This is a genomic window from Metapseudomonas otitidis, from assembly GCF_900111835.1.
Taxonomy (GTDB): Bacteria; Pseudomonadota; Gammaproteobacteria; order Pseudomonadales; family Pseudomonadaceae; genus Metapseudomonas; species Metapseudomonas otitidis.
The window spans coordinates 205122-228375 of record NZ_FOJP01000014.1 but is presented as its reverse complement, the minus strand read 5'-3'; the positions used below and the strand labels follow the sequence as shown (position 1 = coordinate 228375).

The following is a 23254-nucleotide window of genomic DNA, read 5'->3' as shown; positions in this document are numbered from 1 at the left end:
AATCTTGGTGGTTAGGCCGCCTCGGCTACGTCCCAATGCATGATCTACCGGTTCTTCTGGCCCCCCTTTTTCCCGGCGCCAGAAGAGGCTCGGGTTGCACGCACCGCGGTGGAGTCAATCATCCACGTATCCAGGTCGATCAGGCCTTCCTGATTCAACTGGACGTGCAATCGCTCAAGTACCCGGTTAAACGTGCCGTCGTCTCGCCAGTCACGGAACCGTTGATAAACCGTCGACCACGGGCCGAAACGTTCCGGCAGATCACGCCAGGCGGCTCCGGAGCAAAGGATCCAAAAGATGCCGTTGAGCACCAGCCGATCATCACTTCGAGGTCGGCCCATCTTCTGTTCCGGGGCAACCAGATCCTTGATCAACTCCCAGCCCGCATCTGGGAGTTCCTAGCGCCTTGCCATGTGGGCCTCCAGCCAATCATGGTGGCGATTCTACCTGTACCGACTTTTCGTACAGAACCTAGCACCCGAAATAAAACAGCATTCAGATGGAAGCTATCGAACCCCTGATGGAAAGTTTGCAAGCCCGACAGGCGTATCTCTCCCGGGGACAGTCAAGGCAAATGAGTTTGCCAAACATTTAGAATAAAATGTAATGGAAGTTGTCAGTGCTAAGATGGTTGTTAAAGGTCCTTTTGTCGATCGTAGATATGATATTGTGGTACGTGACATAAACGGCAAATTACACGTTATTGAGGTGAAAAATTGGAGCCGCTAACAAGACTAGCTATCAAGAGTTTACCGATTATTTTGTCAATGAGTTTGGGGCGCAAGGGAAAGGGCGGCTAAATGGCAAGGTCATCGAAAGCGCTACAACAGTCTATGTGCCGTGATGGTGAAAAATAATGAAACTTGAAGCTGAAAACAGATCTGTAATATTTGGCGTTGATCAGGCGAGGCTTATAAAAACGCTAAGAAAATTAAAAAGCTACGGGCCTAGTTCATTCGCATGTATAAAAGATGAAGACGGAAACTATGTGCAAGTTGCTGGGGGTAGGGTTACATGTTTTATTGAAAGATATGACGCTAAAAGCAAAAAACTTTTTAGGGGTTATCATTCGAATTCCAGCACAAATTTTGAGGATGGAACTTCTCTTTCATTTGGTGCGGGTAGTGTTAGGTTAAAAAAAGATGAGTGGTTTAATATCGATGATGTAATTGAGGTTTTTTTGCTATTTCATAAGGGGCAGAAATTGCCAGAAGACATTTTTTGGCGTGAGATAGATGTTTTAAATGAGAAATAGTGGTTTGACGTTCGCGGAGGCTTAGTGCAACACGGTTATTGAATTGAAGCAGGAGAATACATGCTGCATGCCTATGGCTTTCTGCGTTACCTTGCCCAGACTTCGATAGGACATTTCAAGTCGAATCGCTTACGTGGCGCATATTCAGTTGCAAGGCGATGACCTCCAGTTCTTCCGGTCCGTGAACCGGCAAGTTTTTGCCCTTGGGCAGGTACTGGCTGAACAGGTCGTCAATCTTTTCGTAGCTGCCGCTCTGTCAAGGGCTATGTAGGTGTAAGTGCTCCATAAACCACTCCTCCTGCTGTCAGAACCTTGCGTTCATAGCGGCGAGGCTGGTTTGTGGTTACATGGCAGCAGCGCTTCGTAGTCCTTAATGCTCTGTGCCCGCTGGCAATCGTTCAAGGGGTGTGGCGCCGCCAGGCGTAAAGCTTGGCCGTTGGCCTTGGCGGTTTTGATCAGGCTGTGGTTTGCGCGCTGGCGGTGGCGCTATTGAAGTGTCGCTGAGCAGCCGCTTCTTGCGCCCAATGGCGAAGGGGCGAATGGCGTTTTAGGCTTCAAGCAGTGATTGGCTGCGTTGCTGGCGGGCGATCAGGCGCTCGGCATCATTGGTCTCTTTCAGGTTGCGTTCGATGCCGTAGAGGTTGTTTGTGAGGCTAAGGGCTATGTCGGCCAGTTCAATCTACCCTTTGGGCTGAACCTTTTGCGCTTCGATGAATTTGTACCGGGCGAGACTTAGTATCGGCGCCTATTATGAGTCTTCATACCGAAGAAGTACTGGTGGCCCTTCTTCGTCAGTTACATCGGGATCACGCTTGTGTTCCCGATTCTTGATCGAACCCGGCGCATGGATGATCGTGGCATCGACGATGGTGCCTTAGCGCAACGATAACCCGTACCCCGTTGGATCCCTGCAGCCAATCGGCGCTGCTCCAACAGACGGCGGAACTCATGATCGTCGTGTCTTTCGGGATGCTTCTCTGAGTCATCAACAGTAGAGTAGTTGACGCAGTGCGGTGATCTCATACAGTGCTTCCTTCATGGTCAGCTCACTAAGAGCAAGCCACTAATTAAAAGTCGGGCATGATTGAGTAAAACTTCAGATCGGTTAAGGGCTTGCGCATGATGTGAAGTTGCCTTGAGGTGAGTTGATGTGGTTTTTTTGGGGGGGCAAAAAATGCAAGAGCTAGAAGTTGGGGCGAGTTCTGTCTTTCAGGGAAAGCTTGAGGTTTTGTAATTTAATCAGGTGTGGTGGTCTGGCTTTTTAGAGGGTTGGTGTATGGGTAAAAGGCTGGTGGAGTCCGCGGCAGATGTGGTTTTCCCTATCTTTGAGGGTGAAGGTTTCTATAAAAATAGAGATGGATTTTATAGGGGGCGTAAGGAGTTTTTTGATTTTTTGTCAGTTCAATTGAGAAGTGATGGGGCGGCTGTTGCGCTGAATGCAGGGGTTCAGCCTATTTTTTTAATTGATTCTAGTTCTCCTGATAGTGATTTTATACGTGGGATTTCGGAGGTTGATTGCTTCATTAGGAAAAGACTGACGCCCGAAGGTTCAGCCGATTATTGGTTTTCGGTCCACTTGCCGCATCCGCAAATTATTGAAGAAGTCAGATCTGTTTTTTATGAGTGTGGCCTTCCTTTTTTCAGATTTTTTGAGACTCTTTCGGGGGTTGGTGAGGTGTTGAGTGTTGAGAATATTGAGGGGGGCAAGTTGCCAGAATTTCTTTCAATGATGACTAGATCTCGCTTGGCTTTGCTGTGTGCGAAAATAAATATCGAACTTAACAGGCTTAATCTTGCCAAAGAGGCGGCTGAGTATGGTCTTTCAGTGTGTGGAATGGCTGTTAGTTTGAAGCGAGAATTCAAAAATATACTTTCGATATCCTAGGGATGGTCTGAAGTAGTCCGATATTTTTGGCCGACTTCAGTACCTGCTGTTTTTTGAAAGCAGGGGGTCGACCAAAAAAAACGACCAAATCACCCGCTCACTTCTGTGTTTTTAGCCGCCGCGGGCACCTCTCGGCGGCCATGCCCTGGAGGGTGTGCAGAAAATTTGTGTAACCTGGGTTGGGGTTGCTGCTTACATCCGGGAGTTCGTAGCGCCTTGCCATGTGGGCCTCCAGCCAATCATGGTGGCGATTCTACCTGTACCGACTTTTCGTACAGAACCTAAGTAATGAATTGGCCTGGGTTGAGTCTCAGCATAGTAAAGGGCTTTTTGATTATTCTGCTTGGGATGGCACGAAGGATTTCATGAATACAGATGGAATTCCTCTCGGCAAGTACACTACCCAATTAGTAGGGGGGAGCGTTTATGGTGGCGTTACTTTGTGTGCTGGAGCAGTAGGTTTGGGGTGTACGCTCGGTGGTGGCTCTCTGGCTCTCTTCGGTGCAGGTAATGTTACAGAGGGATCGACGGGATTTTATACGCATTTTCCTGGCGACGGCAGTGCGTTTAATCCAGTAGAGACGGATTTTAATAACATTCCGGGAGGGTATGGGGCAGTTCTATATGGTGGGGTGGATTTAGCAGTATCGGTAGGGGTGGGATTTGTAAAAATTTCCTTAGCTATGGGTAAGGCAGACGGATTTAATCGGCTAAATTCAATATTTAGAGTTATGGTTTCTCGTATGGATAATAATTACTTTTTGCCTTTGACATATAAATCTACTCCGTATGGTACTGCTGGTGCTATTTATTTGCTTGGTGTTGGCGGTAAAGGGTACGATTTTTGGGGGTAAAATTATTAATGGTCAAGAGAATGAAAATTAATTTAAATCTAACGAGAGCTGTTTTGTGGTTTACCACAGTAGTGGTGGTGCTTTTTGTTTGGTTGTTTATTGTATTTTTTGTTTGTGGGATTTTAATGTCGGTTTTTCAGGTGAAAGATAGTTTGGTTTTAATGGTTCATGCTTTTTTTTCTGCTCCTCTTTCTGTTGTGTGTACTGTGTTTTTTGTTGTTAAAAAGCGTGAAATGTTTTCGGCTATAATAGACGCTAATGTTGGTCGGTAATGTGTTTTGGGTAAAGGAAAGGAGGCGGACTCCGAGGGATTTTCGCAAATTTACTTTAGTGCCTGAGCTTGTCTATGAGTATCGTCATGTCACAATAGTTTCTTCTTTGCAAGTGCCGAGTATTAAAGCTCCTGAAGAACGCCACCGGTCGGCAAAAAAGCCTGCGTAGCCCAGCGCACAAAAGAAACAACGTAAAAATATAAGGGTGGTCTGAAGTAGCCCCGTATTTCTGGTCGACTTCAGTCATCGGTTTTTGAAATGAGCAAACTGTTCAAAAATAAGCTGCCGGACGGAAGAATTAGACTTCAGTCGCCTTCGACAAAATTAGCGCCAAGAATAGCCAGGGTGGACGAGATTCCATGGTAAAAATTAATGCGCTTAATGAGTTTTTTGGTTTGTCCCGCTACGACTTATGGAAGTCTGGTTGGGGTAATAAGAGTCAGGTTGATGAATATTCATATATAAGTGATCAATGTAATCCAGAGGATGTGTTGCTGTCTTGTAGGATTTTTTTCCCCGATTTCGTTGTTGTGGAGAATGGTGTTTTTCTAGAGAGGAATTATAACAGCGATGCGTTTTTATCTTGGCTTGAGATATTTGGTGGCGACCTGCATGCCGTTGAAAGGATGATCAATCATACTCATTTATATGATTTGTTCGATGGGTGCGTGGAGGAGGTGGATGATAGAGTTTTTGAACAGCTAGCTGAGGTTCTTGTGTTTTCGTGGAAATTGATTTTGGGAAATAAATTTCCTGATAGAAGGTTTGATGTGAAAATATCAAATTCGGAACAGGAGTATGGGCCGGTGGTTACATTTTGTCAGGCGAATTTCTAGTTTGCTTCATCCTTCATCAGCACAAGTAAGCGACATTACCCATGCACAGCCCTTCTGATGGATGTTATATGAAGGATATGGCGGAAATTAATAAGAAAGTTCGTGAGGGTCTGGGGAGTGGTGATGTTGTGCTTCTGCTTCACGGGCTAGGCTTTACAATCACTGAAAGCATAAGATTCTTGGTTGAAGAATATGGTTGCACTCTTGCTGATGCAAAGCGATTTGTATCGGAGAGCCCTGTTTGGAAGCCGGTTGTGGATGCATCAATACCGTTGCACAGAGAAATAGTTGAGTGCCTCGGCAAGGGAAAAGTTTAGAAAGCTCTGGGTCAAGTCAGTGCAGCCAGCTGATTGGATACTGAGCTTCTTCTTTAGTCCGACCTTTGCTGCAGAAATGTGGCTGTTGACCGGGTCTCTGCGTTTAAGGCACATCTCTCCTGTTAGCGAGCAACTCTCCATAGGTTATCCCAAGATTTGGCAGGGGTGGTGCATGATAAGTGGTATGGGTAATGGTGCGATTTTTTGATCTGGCTCAATATTTTGTAGTGGCTATTGATTTTGTGCTGTTTTGGGTTTTGTGGCTTCTATTTTTGAGTAGTGCTCGGCTTTTGAGACTCCTTGTCCGGTGAGTCGGGGGGCGATTTCTGTGATAAGGCTTTTGATTAGAATTCACTTGGTGGTTCGGTGAGTGATGGGAGTGGTTGAGGTGTGTCTGGATGCTCTTGAAATAAGAAATTGGATTTCTGAGAAGCTTATGCTTATTCGTTCGGATATCAGTAAAGAGGCTTTTTCTGATATTTCACATTATATGACGCATGGCGAGTATGAGATGGCCTTTGAGTATTTGCTGCTGGAGGTCATGGATTTGAAGTTGAATGAGAAATTTATTGACGGTGAGGTCGTGGAGATAGCGGTTTGTTTGGGGTTGGATCGCGACTACCACTATGATGAAAATTTCTGGCAGCGGCTGAGCTCAATTTGGGGGCGGATTCTGTATAAGGTTGCAGAGTCCTGATGAAGTGCCCTGGTGTTGTCGGCTTTTATGAAGTAAACGCCCGATATTGTGAGGCGTGAAATTGAAAATATTATAAAGATTCGGATCGTTGTGGAAGTGCGTCAGTTTGTGGGGGTGGTTAGATTTTTTAGTTTGGTATGTGTTGGGGCGACTGTGACAAGTATGGGGAAGTAGCGTGATCTGTGATTTATATCTTAAGCAGCCTGTGCATTCCGAATACCTTAGGTTTTTGAGTGTGTTCGATAAAGGTTTTTCCAGTGAGGCCAGGATTTATGGCTCTGGCTATCTGGGTGTGAATGTGGAGCGCATCAGGCTGGTTACCTTTGTGGTCGAGTTGAGGCGTAACGGGTTTGAGGCTATGAATGTCCCTGTCGCTTATAGAGAAAATCCGAATATCAGCAGGGAAGAAGCTTTCTGTTTGGCCAAGGATTACGCCGCTCTAATGGGGCGGAGTGTGGCGTTTGAAGGGGCGCGAGTTGCCGATGATTCGCCGCTGTTCTGGGCCTTCTCAATGGTGGGAGGTTCAGAGGAAAGGGCAGGGGGAGTTGTTTATATAGATAAGTTGGATGGTCATGTCTGGGTTGTCACTGAGTATGATGAATATATGCATGACTATTGCGGCTTGCTTGTCTGAGTTTTGATTGGGGCTGGCGCTCATGGGGCTTTTATTATGTTGCCGGCGGTTCTGGGTAGAAGTTGATCCATGAGTGGGGGTTTTCTGCGGCAGGTTCTGGGTCGCTATGAGGTTTTTATTTATCAGCCTTATAAGTGACTCAGCAGGTGATCCTTTGCGGATTATCTGTTTCGGAGGTACTGCGTGATCGCGCATTCAGGGGCACGGCCTCTATGCCAGGATCAGATGCCACATAAGCAGCGGCAGCAATCTGTCGTTGTAATCCCCGGTACTACGTCTCTGACAGGTCCTCAAGAAGGCCCATAGCCGCCTGACTGAGGAGGAACAGCGCAACCTCACGCTTTGATTCCATCCCCTGCCGCCCTTTTTCTCTTGCGAGCTTTCCTGCTGCCTCCTATAGTCCGCCCGCTGCGGTCAATCCCGTAGCCGACCTTGGCCGGTCGAAAACTCTAGGCGTACCGGCGCCTACCATTCGAGTGCAGGCGCTTTTTTCTCACGCTAGGAGCATCGCGTTATGACTCGCGCCCCTCTCGATATGCCTGTCTTTTCTTCATCCGCTTCCAACCACCTGCGCAGCCGCGGAGGTCTTCGTCATGACTGACCTGCGCCCGCTCTCCGCCAACCCCTCCGGTTCTTCCGTTCTCTTGCTCGATGGCAGCCGGTCCTATCTGGATCTCCAGGAAACAGCCGAGTACCGCCTGATGGCCGCGCGCGATTTGCTGGCCAGCTTCGCGTACATGGAGGGTTCCTGTGCTGATGGGCGTTACCTGGCCAACGTAGCCGAGGCGGCCAACCTGTTGCTGTCGGATGCCTATGACCTGCTCCGTGCGGCTCGGGAGGCAGTGAAGCGTGACCGCCTGAGCACCGTCGACTGAACCCTTCACGTCTCCCCAAAGAGGCCCTGCATCAGCCGGGCCTTTTCATTTCCGCAGGGTCGTTTCAGCGCCTTGTCCGTTCCCGCATCTACCAGGCGAAGGCGATCCCCACCGCCCCGTAATACCCGTTCCAGACGCTTTCCACCCCCGCAAGTCCCGTCCTTCCGACGCCGTTCATGAAGATTCGATGACAAAAGTTCGGTGCCTTCGCCGGGCGCCGGTCAAGGGAGTGTGGAACGACGACGGCAAGGACAACGCCGCGCCACATCGGCCGCTACGGAAGGCGGCCACTTCGGCCCGCGGGTTTGCGGGCCCCGGCCAGGCAGTGGAGCAACGGCGATGGGGAAGATGGACGGATTCGCGAAGGTGGGGATGCAGGAGCTGGACCAGCGCCTGTCGAAGATCGTCGAGGCGGCGCGCAAGAAGCCCGTTTCGGTCTACCGCTACGGCGCGCCCTGGGTGTGGATCGTGTCCCAGGAGGACTGGCAGAGCGCGCTCAAGGAGGTGTCCAGCTACATCCCCCCGGGCCACTCGCTGGTGGTGCTCAAGCCGCAACTGGATGCGCTGCTGGAGCCGGCCCTGGAGGCGTTGCAGGGCTGGGCCCGTACACGCCAGCTGCAGGTGCCGCTGCGGGCGCTGCTGCAGGCGCTGGTGCTGCAGGTGCTGTATTCGCTGCCCAGCGAGAAGCAGCTCTACGAGCAGCTCAACTACAACCTGCTGTTCCGCTGGTTCGTCGGCCTGCAACTGAACCAGCGGGTCTGGGGCTTCAGCGCCTTCGTCCGTGACCTTGGCGAGGTGCTGGACAACGCCCAGGCCGTCCGCCTGCTGGAACGGGCCATCAGCGAGGTGTTCGCGCCGTCGCTGATGAGCACACCGGAATTCACCCCGAACTTCGCCCAGCTGCACACCTGGATCGCCCGTCACGCGGCGCAGGCTCGCGCTCGCTAGGCCCGATACACCAACGACAACCATGGGTGGCCCGGCCCCAGGCACGGCCCGCCCACAGGACGGCGCACGCCAGCGTGGCGCCATTTCACGAGGGGGCTGTGTGGTTCTTCAGTCATTCAACCGGCACCTGCGCCTCGGCCGCGTGCCGTTCGCACCTTCGCTCCTGGCCCTGGCGCTGCTGGCCGGTACGGCCCGGGGCGCGGAGGAGGGCGAGGGTGCGGCGCGCCGGGTCGACGTCAACGAATACGTGGTGCGTGGCAACAGCGTGCTGCAGGCGCGGGACATCGAGGCGGCGGTCTACCCGTTCCTCGGCCCGCAACGCACCCTGGCCGACATCGAGGGCGCCCGCGACGCACTGCAGCAGCGTTACCAGGCCCTGGGCTACCAATCGGTCTTCGTCGAGCTGCCGGAGCAGCAGGTGGAGGGCGGCGTGGTCTACCTGCAGGTGAGCGAGACCCGCGTCGGCCGGGTGCGGGTGATGGGCGCCCAGCACTACTCGCCGCTGGCGGTGCGCGACGAGGTGCCGGCCCTGCAGGAAGGCCAGGTGCCGGACTTCGGTCGGGTCCAGGCCGAGCTGGCCGCTGCCAACCGCAACCCCGGGCGCCAGGTGGTGCCGGTGGTGCGCGAGGGGCGCCGGCCGGGGACCATGGACGTGGACCTGCAGGTGGAGGACAAGAACCCCTGGCAGGCCAGCATCGGCCTGAACAACGATTACAGCGCCGACACCGAGAAGCTGCGCTCGGTGGTCAGCCTCGGCTACACCAACCTCTGGCAGCGGGGCCACGCGGCCTCGCTGACCTACTTCACCGCCCCGGAGGACCGCGACAACGCCGAGGTCTGGTCCGGTAGCTACAGCGCGCCGCTGGATGCCCGCTGGACACTGCAGCTCTCCGGCTACCAGTCCGACAGCAACGTGGCCACCCTGGGTGGCAGCAACGTGCTGGGCAAGGGCCACGCCTACGGGGTGTCCCTGGCCTACGCGGTGCCGCCGGCCGGGCCCTGGGCGCACTCGCTGTCGGTGGGGGTGGAGTTCAAGGACTTCGAGGAGTCCCTGCAGTTCGGCGGCAGCCAGGACCAGGTGCCGATCCGCTACGCACCGATCACCCTCGGCTACACCGGCTACCGCTACACCGAGCGCTCGCAGTTCAGCCTCGGCCTGTCCCTGGTGGCCGGCACCCACAGCCTGCTGGGCTACGGCAGCGACGACGAGGCGTTCGACTACAAGCGCTACCGGGCCAAGCCGGGCTTTGCCCTGTTCAAGGGCGATGCCACCTACACCCTGACCTTCGGCGACGACTGGCAGAGCCACAGCCGCCTGGGGTTCCAGCTGGCCTCCGGGCCGCTGGTCTCCAACGAGCAGTTCTCTGCCGGCGGTGCCAGCAGCGTGCGCGGCTACCTGGCCGCCGAGCGCACCGGCGACGACGGCTGGTTGCTTGGCCAGGAGTTGCGCGCGCCGTCCCTGGCGCCGCTGCTGGGCAAGGGCGTGGCCCGCCACCTGGACGAGTGGCGCTTCTACCTGTTCGCCGAAGGCGCGCAGCTGTCCCTGCAGGACGCGCTGCCGGAGCAGGACGACAGCTACAGCCTGGCCAGCGTCGGCCTCGGCACCCGCGCCACGCTGCCCCACGGGCTGTCCGGCAGCCTCGACTGGGCCTACCCGCTGAAGGACGGCCCGAACACCCGCAAACGAGACCCCCGCGTGCACTTCAGCGTGCAGGCGAGCTTCTGACCCCTTGGAGTTGACCCCATGCGCCGCTTGATACTCACCACGCTCGTCAGCCTCGGGCTCCTGGCCCCGGCGATCGCCCATGCCTGGTGGCAGGACGATTGGCTCTACCGCAAGCAGATCACCGTCGACACCACGCCCCAGGGCGCGGCCATCGACCAGCCCGCCGGGCGCACGCCATTGCTGGTGCGCCTGCACACCGGCAACTTCACCTTCGACGGGGTCAACGAGAACGGTTCGGACATCCGCTTCGTCGCCGCCGACGACAAGACCGTGCTCAACCACCAGGTGGAAAGCTTCGACCCGCTGATGGGCATGGCACTGATCTGGGTGGACGTGCCCCAGGTGGAAGGCGGCCAGCGCCAGGACATCTGGATGTACTACGGCAACCCGAAGGCCCCGGCCACCGGCAATGGTCAACTGACCTTCGACCCGGACTACAGCCTGGTCTACCACTTCGACGGCGCCGTCGGTGCGCCGCCCCGCGACACCACCGCCTACGGCAACCACGCCCAGACCGCACCTGCCAGCAGCATCGACGGGGTGATCGGCCGCGCCGCCCAGCTCAACGGCCAGCCGCTGTTGCTGCCGGCCAGCCCGTCCCTGGCCCTGCCGGCCGGGGGCGCCTTCACCTTCAGCGCCTGGGTGCGCGCCGACCAGGCTGCCGGCGAGCAACTGCTGCTGGCACGCCGCGACGGCGGCAACGGACTGCTGCTGGGCCTGGCCCAGGGGGTGCCCTTCGTCGAGGTCAACGGCCAGCGCGCCCAGGCCGGCCAGGCCCTGGCCAGCGGGCAGTGGCAGCACCTGGCGCTGAGCGCCGACGGCAGCGCCCTGCGGCTGTACGTGAACGGCCGTGAATCCGGCAGCCTGTCGCTGTCGCTGCCGGCCTTCGCCTCGGTGATCGCCATCGGTGCGGACCTGCCGGGCAGCCAGGCCGCCGCCCCCGAGGGCGCCCCGGCCGAGGCACCGGCTCCGGCTACCTTCAGTGCCTTCACCGGCGCCGTCGACGAGCTGCGCCTGTCCAAGGTGGCGCGCCCGGCGGCGCTGATCCTCGCCGATGCCACCGCCCAGGGCGCCGAGTCGCGCCTGGTGGTCTACGGCGTGGACGAGGAACAGTCAGGTTTCGGCTTCGGCAGCCTCGGCTTCCTGCTCAAGGCGGTGCCGGTGGACGCCTGGGTGATCATCGCCGTGCTGGTGCTGATGATGATCCAGTCGTGGGTGATCATGATCCGCAAGAGCCGCACCCTGGGCCGGGTGCTGCGTGCCAACGCGGCGTTCCGCGAGCAGTTCGTCCGGGTCGGCACGCGCCTGGAGCTGCTGGCCGACGACCGCCAGCTGCACGAGCGCCTGGGGGATTCGCCGCTCTGGCACCTGTACCAGGTGGCGGTGCGCGAGATCCGCACCCGGCGTGACCAGGGCGCCGACACCGGCTCCATTTCCGCCGCCACCATCGAGGCCATCCGCGCCTCCATGGACGGGGTGCGCACCCGCGAAGGGCAGGCGCTGGCCTCGCGCCTGTCGACCCTGTCCAACGCCATCGCCGGCGGCCCCTACATCGGCCTGCTGGGCACGGTACTGGGGATCATGGTGGTGTTCCTCGGCACCGCCATGGCCGGTGACGTGAACATCAACGCCATCGCCCCCGGCATGGCTGCCGCGCTGCTGGCCACCGCCATGGGCCTGTTCGTCGCCATCCCCGCGCTGTTCGGCTACAACCGCCTGACCACGCGCAACCGCGAGGTCAATGCGGACATGCGGGTGTTCGTCGACGAGTTCGTCACCCGCCTGGCGGAGGTGCACGGCGAGAGCACCTTCAGCGAAGCGGTCCACCGCCGTGGCCACGCCGTCGGCGCTGCGCCCATGAGCGCCTGAGGAGAGCAGCATGGCCAACCTCAGCAGCGCCCATGACGACGATGAAGACGGCGCCGTCGACAGCATCAACATCACGCCCCTGGTGGACGTGCTCATGGTGGTGCTGGTGATGTTCATCCTCACCGCCACCGCCCAGGTTTCCGGCATCCAGATCAACCTGCCGAAGGCCAGCGCGTCCATCTCCCTGTCGCAGCCCAAGACCAAGGCCATCTCGGTGAACGACGGCGGCCAGGTGTTCCTCGACGCCTACCCGGTGACCCTGCCGGAGCTGGAGGACCGGCTGCGCACGGAGAAGGCGATGAACCCCGACTTTCCGTTGATCGTCCGTGGCGATGCCACGGTGCAGTACCAGAAGGTCATCGAAGTGCTGGACCTGCTGCGCCGCCTGGAGCTGTCCCAGGTGGGCCTGGTCACCGGCAAGCCGCAGGGTTGAGCCATGACCACCTTTCCCAGCAAGGGCCCGGAGAGCGGGCTCGCCGAAGTCCGCAGCAGCGCGCCGGGATGGCGCCGGCCGCTGGCCTGGGGCGTGGGGGCGCTGGTCGCCGCCAGCCTCGCCTGGCTGCTCTGGCTGTGGGCCAACGACATGAGCGGGGTGCGCCGGGAGGCGCCGAAGATTCCCGCCATCATCCCGCTGCCGCCACCCCCACCACCGCCGCCGGTGCCGGAGAAGCCGCCGGAGCCGGAAACCCCGGTGGAAGAGAAGCTGCCCGAGCCCGAGCCGACCCCGGAGCCGGAGGAGGTCAAGCCCCAGGAGGAGGCGCCGACCCCCGCCGACGACCTGGCCAACCCGATGCAGATGGACGGCGACGCCCAGGCCGGCTCCGACGCCTTCAACATCGGCGCCGGCAAGGGCGGCGGCATGGCCGGCAGCGGCGGCGGGCGCCTGGGCAACGGCACCTACAGCCAGTTCCTCGCGTACGCCTTCCAGAAGCTGCTGCGCGAAGACCCGGACCTGCGCACCCAGGCCTACCGGCTGCAGGCCGAGGTGTGGATCGACACCAGCGGGCGCATCACCCGCGCTGAACTGACCCGCTCCAGCGGCGACCCCGCGCTCGACCAGCAGGTGCTGGCGGTGCTGCGTGGCGCGCCACCCCTGGAGCGCCCGCCGGCCTCGCTGACGCTGCCGGTACGCATCGCATTGCAAGGACGCCGGCCCGGCTGATCGGGCTTGCGAGACGAATACGCCATCAGGAGTAGAACCATGATCCGCAGAATGAGCCGACTGGCCCTGGGCATCGGCGCCGTGATCGCCAGCCTGGCCGCCGCCACCTCGGCGCAGGCCACGCCCTCGGAGAACGCCACCGTCAACCTGATCCGCTTGCTGGTGCAGCAGGGTGTGCTCAAGCAGGACCAGGCCGACGCGCTGATCCGCCAGGCCGAAGCCGAGGCCGTGCAGGCCCGCCAGGCCGCCGCCCAGGCCGCACCGCCCGCGCCTGGCGCCCCGGGGGAGGTGCGCGTGCAGTACGTGCCGGCCATCGTCCGCGACCAGATCCGCGACGAGGTGAAGGCCGAAGTGATGGCCCAGGCGAAGAAGGAGAACTGGGCCGCGCCCAACACCTTCCCCGACTGGGCCTCGCGCATCAGCCTGGAGGGCGACATGCGCCTGCGCAGCGAGTCGCGCTATTTCTCCAGCAACAACAGCGACCGCCTGATCGACTACGCGCGCCTCAACGAGAAGGGCCCCTACGACGTCAACCCGCGCAGCAACACCCAGCTGCCGCCGCTGCTCAACAGCCGCGAGGACCGCGAGAACCTGCTGCGCCTGCGCGCCCGGCTGGGACTGCGGGCCACGCTGTCGCCGTCCTGGAGCGCCGCCTTGCGCATCGCCACCGGCTCCGACAGCGGGCCGGTATCCACCACCCAGACCTTGGGTGGCGGCTTCGCCAAGAAGGACGTGTGGCTGGACCAGGGCTACCTCACCTACAAGCCCGACGAGCGCCTGACCTTTACCGGCGGGCGCATGCCCAACCCGTTCATGACCACCGACCTGCTGTACTCCGGCGACCTCAACCTCGACGGCCTGGCGGCGAACTTCCAGCAGCCCCTGGACAGCGAACTGGGGCTGTTCGGCACCGTTGGCGCTTTCCCGGTGGAGTACACCCCCGATACCGCCACCACCAGCAGCGGCTTCGACAAGGTGGAGAGCGACACCAACTGGCTCTACGGCGCGCAGATCGGCGCCCGCTGGCAACCCGACGCGGACAACAGCCTGAAGGCCGCGCTGGCCTACTACCGCTTCGACGACATCGAGGGCAAGCGCTCCAGCCCCTGCACCCCGTGGAACGGCGCCCCGGCCTGCGACACCGACGAGTCGCGCCCGGCCTTCATGCAGAAGGGCAACACCCTGATGCTGTTGCGCGACATCACCCCCGACCCCACCCGGCCCACCACCACGCCCGAGCCGCAGTTCGTCGGCCTGGCCTCCGAGTTCAACCTGGTGGACCTCAACCTGGTCTGGGACACCGCGCTGTTCGACGGCTTCAAGCTGCGCAGCCAGGCCCACTACGTGCGCAACCTGGCCTACGACGAAGGCGAGATGAACAAGCGCTCGGCGGGCAGGCTGGCCAACAACGTCGACGAGAACGGCAACATCCAGAGCGGCGACACCGCCTGGATGCTGCAGTTCGTGCTGGGCAACGCGCTGGACTTGAAGAAGCACGGCGACTGGAACCTCTACGCCGGCTATAAGCGCATCGAGCCGGACGCACTGCCCGACGGCTTCAACGACTCGTCCTTCCACCTGGGCGGCACCAACGCCAAGGGCTGGTTCGTCGGCGCCAACTACGGCTTCGCCGAGAACGTCTACGGCAGCGCCCGCTGGCTGAGCGCGGAAGAGGTCTACGGCGCGCCCTTCGAGATCGACGTCCTGCAATTCGAGGTCAACACGCGCTTCTAGTGCGCGTCGGAAAGGAGAGCGCCATGAACACCCGATCCCGATCCGCCCTGGCCCTTGGCCTGGCCCTGCTGGCCAGCAGCGGGGCCCACGCCGAAGGCATGGAAGAGCGCCTGCGCACCCAGCTGCGCAGCACCACCCAGCAACTGCAGGCGCTGCAGAGCGAGCAGGCCCAGGCGGCTGCCGCCCGCAGCGCGGCGGAAAGCCAGCTGAGCACCGCCCAGGCGCAGATCAAGCGCCTGGAGGCGGAGCTGGCCAAGGCCCGCCAGCAGAACGAGCAACTGGCCGGGCAGCAGGCGGCCCTGCACGAGGCGGCCCAGGCCCAGGTGGCCGCCAGCAATGAGCAGGTGGGCAAGTTCAAGCAGGCCTACGAGGAACTGCTGACGCGCGCCCGTGGCGTGGAGGCCGCCCGCGTGCAGCTGACCGGCGATCTGGCCGCCCGCGACGAACAGCTGCAGCAGTGCACCACCCGCAACCACGAGATGTACCAGGTGGCCCGCGAGGTCCTCGACGCCTACGAGCGCATCGACGTGGCCGACGTGGTGAAGCTGCGCCAACCCTTCGCCAGCCGCGCACGGGTGAAGTTCGAGGAGCTGGCGCAGTCCTACGGCGACCGCCTCTACGACACCCAGTTCGACGCCGCCCTGGCCCCCAAACCCTGAACCCCAAGGCGTCGGCACGGGCCGGCGCCCCCGTACACAGGAGTGACAGCATGAACACCCAGGACCTGATCCAGAGCATCACCCCCGACCAGCTCGGCGACTGCCTGCGCGAAGCCGGCTACCGCGTCAACCGCACCGAACAGGGCGGCATCGTGCAACTGCTCAGCGCCACCCAGGGCATCGGCTTCGCCGTGCGCTTCGGCAACCGGGCGCTGGAGGAGGGCGCCTACCTGGACTATTGCTTCAGCTGCGCGCTGCGCATTCAGGGCGAACTGCCCGCCGGCCTCGCCGAGGTGTGGAACGCCACCCGGCGCTTCGCCCGCCTGTCGCGCCAGGGTGACTTCCTCGTGCTGGAGATGGACGCCCTGGTGGCCGCCGGCATCAGCCCCCAGCACCTGCGTGGCCAGCTGGAGCTGTGGGACCACCTGCTGCAGGAGTTCATCGTCTACCTGCGTGACTTCAGTCGCGACAGCGCCACGCGTCATCCCGAACCGGCCGCCGAGGCCGAGCCCGCTGCCGAAGCGGTCGAGGCCTGACCCATGGCCTGGCGTGGAGCCCTGTGGGGCCTGGGCGGCGTGGCCCTGACCGCGAGCGTGGCCGGGGTGGTGCTGGGGCTGCGCCCCGGTTCACCACCGGAAGCTGCCGTGCAGCCGGCGGTGCAGGTGGCACCGGCGCCCGTGGCATCGCCCACGGCCGTCGCGCGCCTCGGCGCGCTGGCGCTGGAGGCGGATGAACTGGAGGCACTGCTGGCGACCCTGCCGGCGGACAGCCGCGAGCAACTGCGCGAGGACCGCCCCGCACTGGAGGCCTGGATACGCGGTCGCCTGGCCGAGAAGGCGCTGCTACAACAGGCCGAGGCCCAGGGCTGGGAAGACCGCCCGGATATCCGCCGCATGACCCGCGCCGCCACCGAGCAGGTGCTGCTGCGCACCTACCTGGAGGCGGTCAGCCAGGTGCCGGAGGGCTACCCCAGCGACGCCGAACTGCAGGCCGCCTATGACGCCGGCAAGGCCAACTGGACTACCCCACCGATGCTGCGGGTGGCGCAGATCTTCCTGGCGGTGGGGCCGGAGCGCAGCGAGGAGCAGGTGCGCAAGCAGGCCCAGGATCTGGCCCGCCGTGCGCGGGCCGAGGGTGCCGACTTTGCCGCCCTGGCGCGGCAGTACTCCGAGGATCGGGGCTCGGCGGAGCAGGGCGGCGACAGCGGCCTCCAGCCGCTGCAGCAGTACCTGCCGGCCATGCGCCAGGTGCTGCTGGGGCTGAAGCCGGGGGCCGTGTCCGACCCGGTGCGCAGCCAGGACGGCTACCACGTGCTGCGGGTGCTGGAGACCCAGCCGTCGCGCACGGCCACCCTCGACGAGGTGCGCGGGCGCCTGCGCGATGCGCTGCGTGCGCAACGCCAGCAGCAGGTGGCCCGGGCCTACCTGGATGGGTTGGTCAACGCCGGCACCCTGAGCATCGACGGGGCACAGATCAGCCAGGCGCTGGAGGCTGCGCACTGAGCGGGACGGGTCGGACAGGGAGGTGCCGGCCAGGACCGGCGCGCGAGCCATCGGCCCGGCGCGCCGAGGATTCCTTAGGGAGGAGGTGCCATGACATTGCAGGAAGGCGCCGGGCCGGTACACGCCCCCGGCCTGGATGAAACACCGCTGGACCCGGCATTGCTGGAGCTCGATCACGAGGCGGCGCGCTGCTTTCTCGCCGCTGCCCGCTGCGGGTGCTTCATGCAGGCGGCCCGCAGCCTGAGCATCAAGCCCACGCTGCTGCGCAAGAAGCTGGCGCAACTGGCCGCCTGGAGCGGCCAGCCGCTGTTCGTGCACCAGGGCAACACCGTGGTGCTCAGCCCGGAAGGGCGGCGCCTGCGCCAGCTGTTCAGCGCACGCCTGGGGCTGCTCGACCTGCCCCGGGCGCAGCACGAGGAGCAGCCCCGGGTGCGCATCGCCGTGGCCGAGACCCTGCTGCACGACATCCTCGGGCGCGACCTGCTGGCCTACCTGCGCCAGCACGCGCGGGTGCGCCTGGACCTGCTGCGCCTGGACAGCACCAGCGCCCCCGCGGCCGAGGTGGACGTGCAGGTCTGGCTGGCCCCCGAAGGACCGCCCCCCGATCCCGGGTTCCCCTGTGACACGCTCGCCTGCCTGGCCCCGCTGGACTTCCTGCCCCACGTGGCCAAGCGCTACTCGCGGGAAAGCAGCCGGCCGCGCAGCCTGCTGGAGCTGGAGGACTACATGCTGGTGGACCTCAATGGCCAGTCGGGCCTGGAAGCCCTGGCGCCGTGGAACCGCGCCATCGCCGCGCGCCGCTCGGGGGTGACGCGGGTGAACGCCTACGAGGTGCAGCGGCAGATGATCCAGTGGAGCGCCTGCATCGGGCTGCTGCCGCACTACGTCCCGCTGATCGACAAGAACCTGCTGGCGCTGCCGGCGCTGTTCCCCCAGCCCATGACCCTCAACGCCTGGCTCGCCGTGCGCAGCGAGGCCAGCGAGCGCGATGAGGTGCAGCGCATCGTCACCCTGGTGCGTGCCGCCTTCGAGGAGCGACGGGACTGGTTCTGACCCAGAGCCTCCTGCTTCAGACCAAATACCACGGTGGGATCGGAGGCGTTCTTGCGCAAGAGGGCAAGATCGTCGACGCTCGCTGGGGCGTGTTTCCACCCGTCGGAACCCAGGCAGCGACGGGGTCCCCAAACTAAAGATTGGCTTTACCTGAGAGGGATTTTTGCTCTTACTGAGCGCTGCGCCGGGCACTGCCTGGGCCGGCGCGGATGCCGGTTTTAGAGCGGTTTCGCCCACGTCCTGCGGGCGCGGCGCACAGTACGGAACGGCGGAAACATGGACATGTTGCACAACAATAACGAGCGGCTCATCCGCCTGCGGGACATCGACAAGCGTTACCACCACGCCGGCCAGGAGCTGAGCATCCTGCGCGGTGTCTCCCTTGAGGTGGCGCGTGGTGAGAGCTGCGCCATCCTCGGCAGCTCCGGGTCGGGCAAGAGCACCCTGCTCAACGTCCTCGGCCTGCTCGACCGGCCCAGCGCCGGCGACTACCACCTGGCCGGGCAGGACGTGCTGCGGGCCACGCCGGATCAGCTGGCGGCCCTGCGCAATCGCCTGATCGGCTTCGTCTTCCAGAGTTTCAACCTGCTGCCGCGCCTGAGCGCGCTGGACAACGTGGCGCTGCCCCTGGGCTACCGCGGCGTGCCCCTGGGCGAGTCCCGCGAGCGGGCGCGGGCGGTGCTGGAGCAGGTCGGCCTGGCCCAGCGCTCGGCCCATCGCCCGGCCGACCTGTCCGGCGGCCAGCGGCAGCGGGTGGCCATCGCCCGGGCGCTGGTGGGCGAGCCCTCGCTGATCCTGGCCGACGAGCCCACCGGCAACCTGGATACCGCCACCGCCGAGGACATCATGGCGCTGTTGCTCGCGCTCAACCGCGACCAGGGCGTGACCCTGGTGATCGTCACCCACGACCCCGGCATCGCCGAACGCCTGGACCGCCAGGTGCGGGTGGTGCAGGGCCGCGTCAGCGAGGCGTTGCCGGCATGAGCGCCCACGCCGGGTTCGCCTCGCCCTCCCTGGGCCAGTTGCTGCACGAGGCCATCGGCAGCCTGCGCAACCTGGGGCGGCGTTCGCTGCTGGCGCTGCTGGGCATCGTCATGGGCAGCTGCTCGGTGATCGCGCTGCTCAACATCGGCAGCAACGCGGCCGACCAAGCCATGAGCGTGTTCAAGGAGATGGGCACCGAGACGGTGGTGGTGCAACTGCCCTCCGGTGCGCGGGGGCAGGACGGGCTGCCGCTGCGTCTCGACGTGGACGCCCTGCGCCAGGCGGTGCCCGAGGTTGCCACCGCCAGCCCGGTGGTGCTCTACAGCGCGCCGGTGGTGTTCCACGGGCGCAGCGCCAACCTGGCGCTGGTGGGGGCCGGCGATGCGCTGGCGGATACCGCCGGGCTGCGCCTGGCGGAAGGGCGCACCCTGTCCGCCTTCGACCGGCGCGAAGCCTTCGTGGTGGTCGGCAGTCGCGCCGCCCAGGTGCTGGGGGAGCCGGATGACCCGCTGCGTGTCGGCGACTGGCTGCGCATCGGCCACTACCAGTTCCAGGTGATCGGCCGGCTGCGGGCCCAGGGGGAGGGCGGGATCATCCCCTTCACCAGTAACGATTCGCTGTTCCTCACCGAAAGCGGGATGGCCCGGGTGAATGCCGACCCGCGCCTCGGCGCGCTGCTGGCCCGGGTTGCGCCCGGCCAGGCCGTGGCGCCAGTGGGCGAGCGGGTAGCGGCCTGGGTCAACGACCGCATCGCCGGGGAGGAGAAAGGCGCGCTGCAGGTGGCCGAGCAGATGATCGAGGCCATGCAGCAGCAGACCCGCACCTTCACCTACCTGCTGGGCGGGCTGGGGGCGATCTCCCTGGCCGGCGGCGGGGTGGGGGTGATGAACGTGATGCTGATGAACGTCAGCGAACGCCGCCGGGAGATCGGCGTACGCATGGCCCTGGGCGCGCGGCAGCGGGACATCCGCAACCTGTTCCTGCTGGAAGCGGTGACGCTGACCGCTGCCGGTGCACTCTCCGGTGCGCTGCTGGGCATCGCCGCCGCCTGGGGTTACGCCTGGCTATCCGGCTGGGCCTTCAGCCTGGCGGCCTCGGCGCTGCCGCTGGGGATGGGCAGCACGCTGCTGGTGGGGCTTTTCTTCGGCCTCTATCCGGCGGTATCCGCTTCGCGTCTGCAGCCGGTCGAGGCCCTGCGCGATGCGTAAGGCCCTGCTGGCGTCGCTCCTGGCCATGGCGTTGCCTGCCCTGGGAGCACCTTGGAGCGAGCGGCTCTCGCCCTCCGCACCGAGCATGGCGGGGGAGAGCCGCAGCGTACTGCTGAGCGAGCAGGAGGCCGACCTCAGCTTGCTGGATGCCGTGGCCCTGGGCCTGCGCAACAACCGCAGCATCCAGAGCAGCTACCTGCGGCGCATCGCGCAGAAGTTCGACCTGCGGGTGGCGGAGGATGCCTTCTCGCCCAAGCTCTACATCAACGGCACCTACCGGGCCAACCGCAACCACCAGGACCGCTACCGCGACGGGCGCATCGGGCCCACCGCCGTGGTGCTCGGCGAGTACGGTACCCAGGTCGCCCTGAGCTGGAGCCATGGCTACAACGAGGCCGACGTGGCCGGGCGGCGGCGTAACGATGGCGTCGACCTGACGCTCATCCAGCCGCTGCTGCGCAACGCCGGGCGCGAGGTGAATCGGGCGCCGGTGCGCATCGCCCAACTCGCCGAGCAGGCCAATCGACTGGCGCTGAAGTCCAGCGTCTCGCAGACCATCACCGCCATCATCAGCGCCTACCGCAATCTGCTGCGGGCCCAGGAGCAGCTGCGTATCGCCCGTGCCGCGCTGGAGCGCACCCGCGAGCTGGTCAAGGTCAACCGCTCGATGATCGAAGCGGGGCGCATGGCCGAATTCGAGATCGTGCAGACCGAAGCCGACCTGGCGACCCAGGAGCTGGGCGTGGAGGAGGCCGCCAACCAGGTGGACACCTCGCGCCTGGAGCTGTTGCGCCTGCTGGCCCTGGACCTGTCCTCGCGCGTCCGCGCCAGCGACGAGCTGGGGGCCGAGCCCATGGAGGTGAACGGCGAACAGGCCCTGCGCCTGGCCGAGCAGCAGCAGCCGGATTACCTGCGCCAGCTGATCGCCCGGGAGCAGGCCGACCTCAACCTGGTGATCGCCGAGAACCAACGCTTGTGGGACGTGTCACTGGAAGTGGGGGGCAGCCAGCGCCAGGATCGCTACAGCTACCCCACCGCCAGCGGCTCCGACCGCTCCTGGGACAGCTACGCCGGCATCCGTGTGGACATCCCCATCGGCGACCTGTCGCGGCGCCAGGCGGAGGTGCAGGCGCGGGTCAACGTCGAGGACCAGGCCCTGCAGGTGGCCGATGCGCGGCAACTGCTGGAGCGCAACGTTACCGATGTGGTGCGCGACGTGGGCACCCGCTGGCGCCAGCTGGAGATCGCCAACCGCGCCCTGGCCCTGTCCCAGCGCAAGCTGGAGATCGAGCGGGAGAAGCTCGCCGCCGGGCGGTCCAGCAACTTCCAGGTGCTCAGTTTCGAGAACGACCTGCGCAATGCGGAAAACGCCCGCCTCAGCGCGATGCTGGCCTACCTGGAGGCGCAGACGCGCCTGGACCTGACCCTGGGCCTCACACTCGACCGATGGGACATTTCGCTCAATGACTACTGACCGTCGCGCCCTCATCCGCCGTGGGCTGTTCCTGATCCTGCCGCTGCTGCTGGTGGCCGGCCTGGCCTGGGGCCTGCGTGACGCCCCGGCGCGGGAGCCGGCAGGGCGCCACTGGGTAACGGTGCAGCCCGAGCCGCTGGAGCAGAGCGTGGGCCTGGTGGGGCGCATCGAGGCCGAGCGCACCCTGGTGCTGACTGCGCCCTTCGCCGGGCGGGTGGCCGAGCTGCCCGTGGCGCTCGGACAGCGGGTGAAGAGCGGCCAGTTGCTGCTGCGCATGGACACCGGCGAGACCGAGGTGCAGCAGCGTGAAGCCCTGGCCAGCCTGCTGCGTGCCCGGCGCACCCTGCAGGAGCTGGAGGACTGGGACAGCGGCGAGGAGATGACCCGCGCCCGGCGCACCCTGCGCAGTGCCGAACTGGCCCTGGCCAGCAGCGAGAAGAAGCTGGCCCAGACCCGCGCCCTCTATGAGCGCGGCATCATCCCGCGCAACGAGCTGGAAGACCTGGAACAGCAGGCCCGCCTCCAGCGCCTCGACCGTGAGGCCGCCGAGCGCGACCTGGCCCGCTCGCGCAATCGGGGCAGCGGTGAGTACCTGCAGATCGCCCGGATGGAGCTGACCAACGCCGAAGCGCGCCACGGGGCCCTGCAGGCCTTGCTGGAAGCCCGGGAAGTACGCGCACCCTTCGCCGGCATCCTGGTCGCGCCGCCGGGCAGCGGCACCCCCGAGGACGCCACCCGAGGTCCGGTCCAGGCCGGTGCCACGGTGACCCAGGGGGCGCCGCTGTTCGGTGTGGCCGGCATCGAGCGGCTGCGCATCGTCGCGCGGGTCTCGGAGCTGGACGTGAACCAGTTGCGGGAAGGCTTGCCGGTGCGGGTGGAGGGCGACGGCTTCGAGGGCGAGGCGCTGCAGGGCACGGTCAGCGTGGTCGGTGGGCAGGCCCTGGCGGGAAACGGGCAGGGCGGGGCCCAGTTCGAGGTGGTGGTGGCCGTCGCCGATCTCGACGAGGACCAACTGACACGCGTGCGCCTGGGCATGAGTGCGCGCTTGTCGATCCAGGTCTACAGCAACCCGTCGGCCCTGGTGCTGCCGCCCCGTGCCTTGCGCAACGAGGACGGGCGCTGGTGGGTGGACTACCGCGCCACCCCCGAGGCCGCCGTGCAGCGCCTGCAGGTGCGCCCTGGGCGGGCCACTCGCGGCGGCATCGAAGTCTTCGACCTGCAACCCGGGCAGGTGGCGCTGGACGGCTGAGCCACAGCTGCCCGTAGCTGCCGCGTAGCCCGGGCTTCAGCCCGGGACATAGCGCCGCCCC

At 63.1% G+C, this 23254-nt stretch carries 23 protein-coding genes and 4 pseudogenes; 23 read left to right on the top strand and 4 right to left on the bottom strand.

Annotation, left to right across the window (positions count from 1 at the left end; translation table 11 throughout):
- Positions 1-374: pseudogene (locus tag BM198_RS19565) on the bottom strand (IS5 family transposase); the annotation flags it as partial.
- Between the two features lie 482 nt (positions 375-856).
- Between BM198_RS19565 and BM198_RS19560 the strand changes: the two are divergent.
- Positions 857-1255 carry a hypothetical protein gene (locus tag BM198_RS19560; RefSeq protein ID WP_074971815.1) on the top strand — a complete coding sequence of 133 codons (399 nt, stop codon included), beginning with the start codon at positions 857-859 and terminating at the stop codon, positions 1253-1255.
- A 35-nt stretch (positions 1256-1290) separates the two neighbouring features.
- On the opposite strand, the pseudogene BM198_RS19555 reads toward BM198_RS19560, so the two are convergent.
- From BM198_RS19555 to BM198_RS30525, 3 pseudogenes are all read right to left on the bottom strand, one after another.
- Positions 1291-1511: pseudogene (locus BM198_RS19555) on the bottom strand (IS30 family transposase); the annotation flags it as partial.
- Positions 1512-1573: 62 nt separating this feature from the next.
- Positions 1574-1982, bottom strand: a pseudogene (locus tag BM198_RS30855) (IS66 family transposase); the annotation flags it as partial.
- Positions 1983-2005: 23 nt separating this feature from the next.
- Positions 2006-2318: pseudogene (locus tag BM198_RS30525) on the bottom strand (IS5/IS1182 family transposase); the annotation flags it as partial.
- Positions 2319-2531: 213 nt separating this feature from the next.
- On the opposite strand from BM198_RS30525, the gene BM198_RS19550 reads away from it, so the two are divergent.
- The 22 genes from BM198_RS19550 (at position 2532) to BM198_RS19465 (ending at position 23193) form a co-directional block, all read left to right on the top strand.
- Positions 2532-3140, top strand: coding sequence for a DUF4304 domain-containing protein (locus BM198_RS19550; protein WP_074971814.1), 609 nt, complete (start codon positions 2532-2534; stop codon positions 3138-3140).
- A 365-nt stretch (positions 3141-3505) separates the two neighbouring features.
- Complete coding sequence (locus tag BM198_RS29775; RefSeq protein WP_139233668.1) at positions 3506-3994, top strand: hypothetical protein; 489 nt, start codon at positions 3506-3508, stop codon at positions 3992-3994.
- Positions 3995-4014: 20 nt separating this feature from the next.
- Positions 4015-4266, top strand: coding sequence for a hypothetical protein (locus BM198_RS29770; RefSeq protein WP_139233667.1), 252 nt, complete (start codon positions 4015-4017; stop codon positions 4264-4266).
- 359 nt (positions 4267-4625) lie between these two features.
- Complete coding sequence (locus BM198_RS19545; protein WP_074971813.1) at positions 4626-5102, top strand: hypothetical protein; 477 nt, start codon at positions 4626-4628, stop codon at positions 5100-5102.
- Positions 5103-5143: 41 nt separating this feature from the next.
- Positions 5144-5419 carry a hypothetical protein gene (locus BM198_RS29765; protein WP_139233666.1) on the top strand — a complete coding sequence of 92 codons (276 nt, stop codon included), beginning with the start codon at positions 5144-5146 and terminating at the stop codon, positions 5417-5419.
- Positions 5420-5792: 373 nt separating this feature from the next.
- Entirely contained in the window at positions 5793-6116 is a 324-nt protein-coding gene (locus BM198_RS29760) for a hypothetical protein (protein WP_139233665.1), read from the top strand.
- A 175-nt stretch (positions 6117-6291) separates the two neighbouring features.
- Positions 6292-6750, top strand: coding sequence for a hypothetical protein (locus BM198_RS29755; protein WP_139233664.1), 459 nt, complete (start codon positions 6292-6294; stop codon positions 6748-6750).
- A gap of 593 nt (positions 6751-7343) precedes the next feature.
- Positions 7344-7625 carry a hypothetical protein gene (locus BM198_RS19535; protein ID WP_074971811.1) on the top strand — a complete coding sequence of 94 codons (282 nt, stop codon included), beginning with the start codon at positions 7344-7346 and terminating at the stop codon, positions 7623-7625.
- A gap of 348 nt (positions 7626-7973) precedes the next feature.
- Positions 7974-8573, top strand: a complete 600-nt coding sequence (locus tag BM198_RS19530; RefSeq protein ID WP_044407810.1) for a transposase — start codon at positions 7974-7976, stop codon at positions 8571-8573.
- 163 nt (positions 8574-8736) lie between these two features.
- A complete protein-coding gene (locus BM198_RS19525) occupies positions 8737-10299 on the top strand; it encodes a ShlB/FhaC/HecB family hemolysin secretion/activation protein (protein ID WP_244165717.1) in 1563 nt (520 codons plus the stop codon).
- Between the two features lie 18 nt (positions 10300-10317).
- The gene (locus BM198_RS19520) at positions 10318-12168 is read left to right on the top strand and encodes a DUF2341 domain-containing protein (RefSeq protein WP_074971810.1); all 1851 of its coding nucleotides are present in this window, start codon (positions 10318-10320) and stop codon (positions 12166-12168) included.
- A 10-nt stretch (positions 12169-12178) separates the two neighbouring features.
- Positions 12179-12601 (top strand): ExbD/TolR family protein, encoded by a 423-nt coding sequence (locus BM198_RS19515; protein WP_074971809.1) that lies wholly within the window; start codon positions 12179-12181, stop codon positions 12599-12601.
- A gap of 3 nt (positions 12602-12604) precedes the next feature.
- Positions 12605-13330 carry an energy transducer TonB family protein gene (locus tag BM198_RS19510; protein ID WP_083422424.1) on the top strand — a complete coding sequence of 242 codons (726 nt, stop codon included), beginning with the start codon at positions 12605-12607 and terminating at the stop codon, positions 13328-13330.
- A 39-nt stretch (positions 13331-13369) separates the two neighbouring features.
- On the top strand, positions 13370-15064 hold the full coding sequence (locus BM198_RS19505) for a putative porin (protein WP_074971808.1): 1695 nt from the start codon (positions 13370-13372) through the stop codon (positions 15062-15064).
- Between the two features lie 23 nt (positions 15065-15087).
- Positions 15088-15723 carry a DNA repair protein gene (locus tag BM198_RS19500; protein WP_074971807.1) on the top strand — a complete coding sequence of 212 codons (636 nt, stop codon included), beginning with the start codon at positions 15088-15090 and terminating at the stop codon, positions 15721-15723.
- Between the two features lie 50 nt (positions 15724-15773).
- The gene (locus tag BM198_RS19495) at positions 15774-16259 is read left to right on the top strand and encodes a YbjN domain-containing protein (RefSeq protein ID WP_074971806.1); all 486 of its coding nucleotides are present in this window, start codon (positions 15774-15776) and stop codon (positions 16257-16259) included.
- A gap of 3 nt (positions 16260-16262) precedes the next feature.
- Positions 16263-17225, top strand: a complete 963-nt coding sequence (locus tag BM198_RS19490; RefSeq protein WP_074971805.1) for a peptidylprolyl isomerase — start codon at positions 16263-16265, stop codon at positions 17223-17225.
- A 90-nt stretch (positions 17226-17315) separates the two neighbouring features.
- Positions 17316-18278: a LysR family transcriptional regulator gene (locus tag BM198_RS19485; protein ID WP_083422423.1), complete on the top strand. Its 963-nt coding sequence runs from the start codon at positions 17316-17318 to the stop codon at positions 18276-18278.
- Positions 18279-18560: 282 nt separating this feature from the next.
- Positions 18561-19262, top strand: a complete 702-nt coding sequence (locus tag BM198_RS19480; protein WP_044404834.1) for an ABC transporter ATP-binding protein — start codon at positions 18561-18563, stop codon at positions 19260-19262.
- Positions 19259-20470, top strand: a complete 1212-nt coding sequence (locus BM198_RS19475) for an ABC transporter permease (RefSeq protein WP_074971804.1) — start codon at positions 19259-19261, stop codon at positions 20468-20470. Before BM198_RS19480 ends, BM198_RS19475 begins: the two co-directional genes overlap by 4 nt.
- Positions 20463-21944 carry a TolC family protein gene (locus BM198_RS19470; RefSeq protein ID WP_074971803.1) on the top strand — a complete coding sequence of 494 codons (1482 nt, stop codon included), beginning with the start codon at positions 20463-20465 and terminating at the stop codon, positions 21942-21944. Before BM198_RS19475 ends, BM198_RS19470 begins: the two co-directional genes overlap by 8 nt.
- Positions 21934-23193 carry an efflux RND transporter periplasmic adaptor subunit gene (locus BM198_RS19465; RefSeq protein ID WP_074971802.1) on the top strand — a complete coding sequence of 420 codons (1260 nt, stop codon included), beginning with the start codon at positions 21934-21936 and terminating at the stop codon, positions 23191-23193. The genes BM198_RS19470 and BM198_RS19465 overlap by 11 nt, the downstream gene beginning before the upstream one ends.
- The last annotated feature ends 61 nt before the right edge of the window (positions 23194-23254 follow it).